Annotated in this window: 5 protein-coding genes; all 5 read right to left on the reverse strand. The window is 43.9% G+C overall.

All coding sequences use genetic code 11. From position 1 onward, the window contains the following. On the reverse strand, positions 1-755 hold a 755-nt coding region (locus ABUA47_RS22995; RefSeq protein ID WP_349832120.1), incomplete at its 3' end, for a DNA primase. 106 nt (positions 756-861) lie between these two features. Next, a complete protein-coding gene (locus ABUA47_RS23000; RefSeq protein ID WP_032558018.1) occupies positions 862-1,968 on the reverse strand; it encodes an AAA family ATPase in 1,107 nt (368 codons plus the stop codon). Continuing rightward, positions 1,946-2,344, reverse strand: a complete 399-nt coding sequence (locus ABUA47_RS23005; RefSeq protein ID WP_004322056.1) for a helix-turn-helix domain-containing protein — start codon at positions 2,342-2,344, stop codon at positions 1,946-1,948. Before ABUA47_RS23005 ends, ABUA47_RS23000 begins: the two co-directional genes overlap by 23 nt. Positions 2,345-2,521: 177 nt before the next feature. Then, the gene (locus ABUA47_RS23010; protein WP_349824455.1) at positions 2,522-3,295 is read right to left on the reverse strand and encodes a hypothetical protein; all 774 of its coding nucleotides are present in this window, start codon (positions 3,293-3,295) and stop codon (positions 2,522-2,524) included. A 137-nt stretch (positions 3,296-3,432) separates the two neighbouring features. Next, positions 3,433-4,563 carry a site-specific integrase gene (locus ABUA47_RS23015; protein ID WP_009292754.1) on the reverse strand — a complete coding sequence of 377 codons (1,131 nt, stop codon included), beginning with the start codon at positions 4,561-4,563 and terminating at the stop codon, positions 3,433-3,435. Positions 4,564-4,860: the final 297 nt, after the last annotated feature.

Here is a 4,860-nt window from a genome sequence, read left to right on the forward strand (position 1 = left end):
AGGTAACAGTGGATATACGTGTATTTTTGCAGATACGTCAATGTCTTTTTCAGATTACTGATCGAGTTCATAATAAGGTGGTCACAGGGAGCATTAATACAAATGGCACTATCGTCCGTCTGTTTGAGAGTCAGATAGGACAGAAAGTCCATGAACCCTTCAAACAGGCAGACACGGCTCTGTGTCTCACCACGCGATTGGAGTATCAAAGAAATGTCCTTGTTCTTGATACATCCTTTATAATAAGGGTTTCGCACCTCGTATCCACCGGAGATGTTGCCAAAAGCCAGTGCAAAGTAACGTCGCTGGCGCAGTTCGTAATGCACTTCCTTACAGAACATTCGTCCGATATCCGAATCAATCATACGTGAATGGAGATATGAGAACAGTGCGTGGTGTCGCAGCGGCACGATAATCAGATTTTTCATGTCGGCTTCCACGGGTCGGAACGTTGTGGGCAATGTCCGGGTTTTCGGTAGCGATACACCATTGACATGCCGTTCGATGTATGCTAATGCTTCACTCACACTTTTTGTTTCGCAAAGGTACTTACCCAGTTCCACAAGGTCGCCTCCGGTGGCCTCGCCAAAATCATACCATTCATTCAGCCGGTCATTGACTTTGAACGATGGCGTCACCTCTTTCCTGAGAGGCGAAAGATACCAGTATTGCTCTGATTTCATATACTGCGCACGGTGGCCGAGCTGGGCCAAAAAGTCCACGATACGCACTCGTTTTGCTTCATCTATGGTCATATTCAAATTCTTTTCACTTGTTTGCGCAAAAGCGGTTTAGTTTAGTTTGCGACCCTATATATATAAATACTAAATTAAACTGAATTATATAGGCCCGCGCCCGCTCTCATTCTTCATCGAAAAGCATGGTTTCTGCCTGTGTCATGTCATAATAAAAAAGTTTATCTCGTTTGATAACCAGTTTTAAGGTGTCAGTCAGATATTGCAGCAGTTTGACCATTACGTTTCTCCCACGCTTAAATCCGATTGCCTCGTAAGCTGTCATCATGGCTTGCAGCATATTTTCAAACCCACGGATAGGTTTGTCTCCAAACGCAGCGGAAAGGGCTTCACGGTGCTGTTCGACGCTTAGTTCCATAAAACCCGTCCGCTGTTTCGGTTTCTGATGTGGGGCATTCTCAAACAAATGCCCTTCTGCGAGAACCGGGAGCCCGCCCTCATTAACAGTGAAAGCAAAGGGTTTAAACTCTTTCTCACGGATGTGTAACGCATGAACCTCGCTGACGTTGGGACAATCGTTGTTTTTGCTGATGACCAGTACAGTCTCCGCCTTGTTGCTCATTTCCGTACCGATATGCCCGCGCACATTGTTATCTCCTTTATTCAAGTGTAGCACACAGTGGATATGCAGGTCATACTTTGATGACCACTCCATCATCTTGTTAATGACTTCCACGGACTCACCGGTGCTGTTTATGTCAAGCATCAGGTCACGGATACCGTCGATGATAACAAGTCCGTATCCTTTTCTTTGACGTAAGGCGTAGTCGATGACCCCAATGCGTATTGCCGGAGAGTATTCGCGCAAGCAAATAAAGTCGAGGTTTTCACTGTCGGTTGTAGTGGGCAGTCCGGCAAGCCGCAAGATGCGTTCCAGTACATTATGACAATGAAAGCGGCTCTGTTCCGTGTCCACGTACAGAATCTTACGTTTACCTTCCGGGAGGTGCGCCCGGTAGTTCAGCACTTGTTTTCCTGCCAGCGATGCAGCGACAATGGCCGAAACGTTAAATGTTTTTTTTGATTTCGCCTTGCCGGTTGATGCGCTGAAGTTGCCGAGCGTAGCAATGGTCGAGTTGTCTATCCAGATAATCTGTGGCGGCGTTTCATAGGTGTCCGTCGCCCGAATCTGCGAGGCGGAGAGGATATCCGATAAGAAATCCTCCTCCGGCCTCATATCCACATTATAGTCAGTTCTTCTTTCGTTTTCCATGGCGTCTTTGATTAAAGAAAGGTTGTGTGGCAGCGGCCTCGTTTGCCATACGTGCTGCTTCATCTACGGTTGGTTCATAATTCTGCAAAAGCCATTCATCCAGATCTTCTTTGGCGAAATATATCATTTTGCCACGTGGCTTGTAATGCGGAATCTCCTTGCCTGATGTTAGCTTGTACAGCATACTCTCGGATATTCCGATATACATACAAGCCTCTTGGAAGGTAAACACCTGTTTGGTGGTATATATATTTTTTTCCAGCAATGCGATGCGTTCCAACAGACTCTCTATCGGATCTAATTTCTTTAGGATGGCTTCGACGCTTGTAAGCCGTTCACTCAGCCGTTCCATGAATGTCAATCTATTATTTTGCATAAATGAGTTATTATAAAATTAGACAATGGAAGTATGCCCTCCGTTATGTAGCGCGCTAACGGAGGGCAAAGATAGGGCAACCCAAAAGGTCAGCATGAGTTTGCACCGTGATAGTAACCACGTATCACGGCAACTATCACGCTTTTACCTTTCACATACTTCGCTTATTGGCACTTCTTACCACTCTCTCAGTTCATCAATGGCTCGCCTGATACCGTAACCTGCTGATGTCATGTTGTTGCGTAGAGCAGACAGAGCGGATGAAAGGCTTGAAGCTGAAACGAATCCTTTTCCGTCCTTGGTTTGTAAGAACCGTCCATTACTGAGAACGGTCTGCCATTTGGCTTGGATGAACGAGTGTTCAAGGAGTGTATCGAACAGGATGGCCACATGACGGATATTGTTTACACGAATACAGAATCCTTCCTTGCAGGAAAGCAGGGCTTCCATATCTTCCACGTGTAGGGTAGAAACGCAAAACAGATGATAAGCATTGGCACAAGCCGTAATACCTATCATCTGTTTACGAGTGAGATTGCATCCAAAAGAAAGAGGATAAATCCTTGTCGGGCCGTCTTTGCAGTACGTGATGGACTGTGATGGTGGCACAAACATATCATACATTCGTTTCAGTTCCATACACTTCTCGAACGAGAAGTCTGCTTCGGTAAAAAGTGATCGGATAAGATTGGAACAATCGTTTAATAATCCTTTGACGATATGAATGTTCATTTCATGGCAGTTCCGGCAGACCGCATGATTGCAGTCGATATACCGGTGGCTGTTTACAAAATCCTCCACGTAACGGTGGTACTGCTTACTACCCGCCACGACATCACGGAGATACATTGTTTTTGCTTCAACGAGCAATGCGAAAAATTCTTTCGCTACATCCTGTTCTTCAACAAAATGGTGCAGATGTTTCTTCCCTCCAAAAAGAGAGAGGGCCATTGTTAGGTCTTTTCATGATGAAATACTTTAAATTGGATTTATAATATATTATAAGGGTGTTGCTCCCGAAAGAAAATCCTGCCGGAACAACACCCTAAATAAGTGTTTAGATATCTGGTCTGATGCTCATCGCATTGTCAATCGAATAAACCGTTAGTCAGATTTACTGCATCGTCTTTTTTCTTATTGACGATTTTGGCATACACTTGGGTCATCTTTACAGATGTATGACCGAGCAATTTAGATACAGTGTATAAATCTGCTCCCAATGTCAGCATCATTGTGGCGAACGTGTGGCGGGCCGTGTGAAAGGTGAATCGCTTGGAAATTCCGGCGGCTTTGGCCCATGGTTTGATAAGCTGGTTGATACCTGAAGGCAAATCGAACACATGGTCGTCTGCTGTCTTGTCCCCACGTTCCGGCATCCACTTCAACGCTTCATTGGAGAGCGGAAGGTAAATCGGCTCCTTTGTCTTCTGCATGGCTACTGCCAAGCGGTATTGGCCGTTGTCAATAAACACGTCCTTCCATTGCAATCCGATAATATCACTGATACGTAGTCCACAGAAGCAGGAGAACAGGTAGGCACTTTTTACCCCCTCGTTCTGCATTGGTGTAGCGATTAATAATCTCACTTCTTCAATAGTCATATAAGAACGCACACTTTCCGGCATCTTGGGCTTCTCCGATTTTTCCATTTCGTTGAATGGATTCTTTAAGATGCGTTTCGCGCGGACAGCGGCATTTAACGCACCGTTGAATATCTGGTAATAGGTATTACGCGTAGAAGCCGAGAGGGGCTTTCCTTTGGGACGGTAGCTTGTCAACATATAGTCGATATAGCCGTGGCAAAAAGTGAGGTCAATCTGATTTAATGTGAACCTTTCTCCTGCATACTCTTTCAAGATATCGGTAACAGATTTTATCTGACCTGTGTTTTTCTTGCCACGTTTCTTCTGTTCCTCCTTATAGAGCTGCATCCAGTCCAGCAGATAAACCTTATCCTTGTGATTCATGATACCGGCTTCACCACTTGTCAACTCTATGATACGCTTCGATTTGATTGCATTTGCGGCAGCCATTGTCGTTTCATTCTGTTGGCGGGCATTACGATCCGTTTCCGGAATAAGATACATTTTCAGATACTCGTATGTCCGCTTACCATTACGGTATATATCCAGATACAAACTCTTGCTGCCATTGGCCAATTCCTTCGTTCGAAGACGAATCGGCTCTTTCACTTTTATTGGTTTTCTGGTCCTTGGCATATTTGTGTCCTTTCATTTGTTATTTCCTATCACAAAGGTACAAATAAAAAGCGGAATCAAGAAACAAATAAGAAACAAAAATGCACCTAAAAAGAGCAAAACAACTGAAAACGTAGAAAACAACTGAAAATAAAAAATTGTATGTAAATTATTGATATATAGCTATTTTATCTATATTTATTTGGAGCTTGTTTTCATTTTATATATGTCTTTATGATTATTGGTAAGTAAAAAGTAAGTTCTTTTTTTCATACCGAAGTATAATCAAGCCAAGCATTGAAAAGTTTATAAAAGGCA

Source organism: Bacteroides sp. RTP31139st1_H2_RTP31139_211217, assembly GCF_040227615.1.
GTDB classification, from domain to species: Bacteria; Bacteroidota; Bacteroidia; order Bacteroidales; family Bacteroidaceae; genus Bacteroides; species Bacteroides uniformis.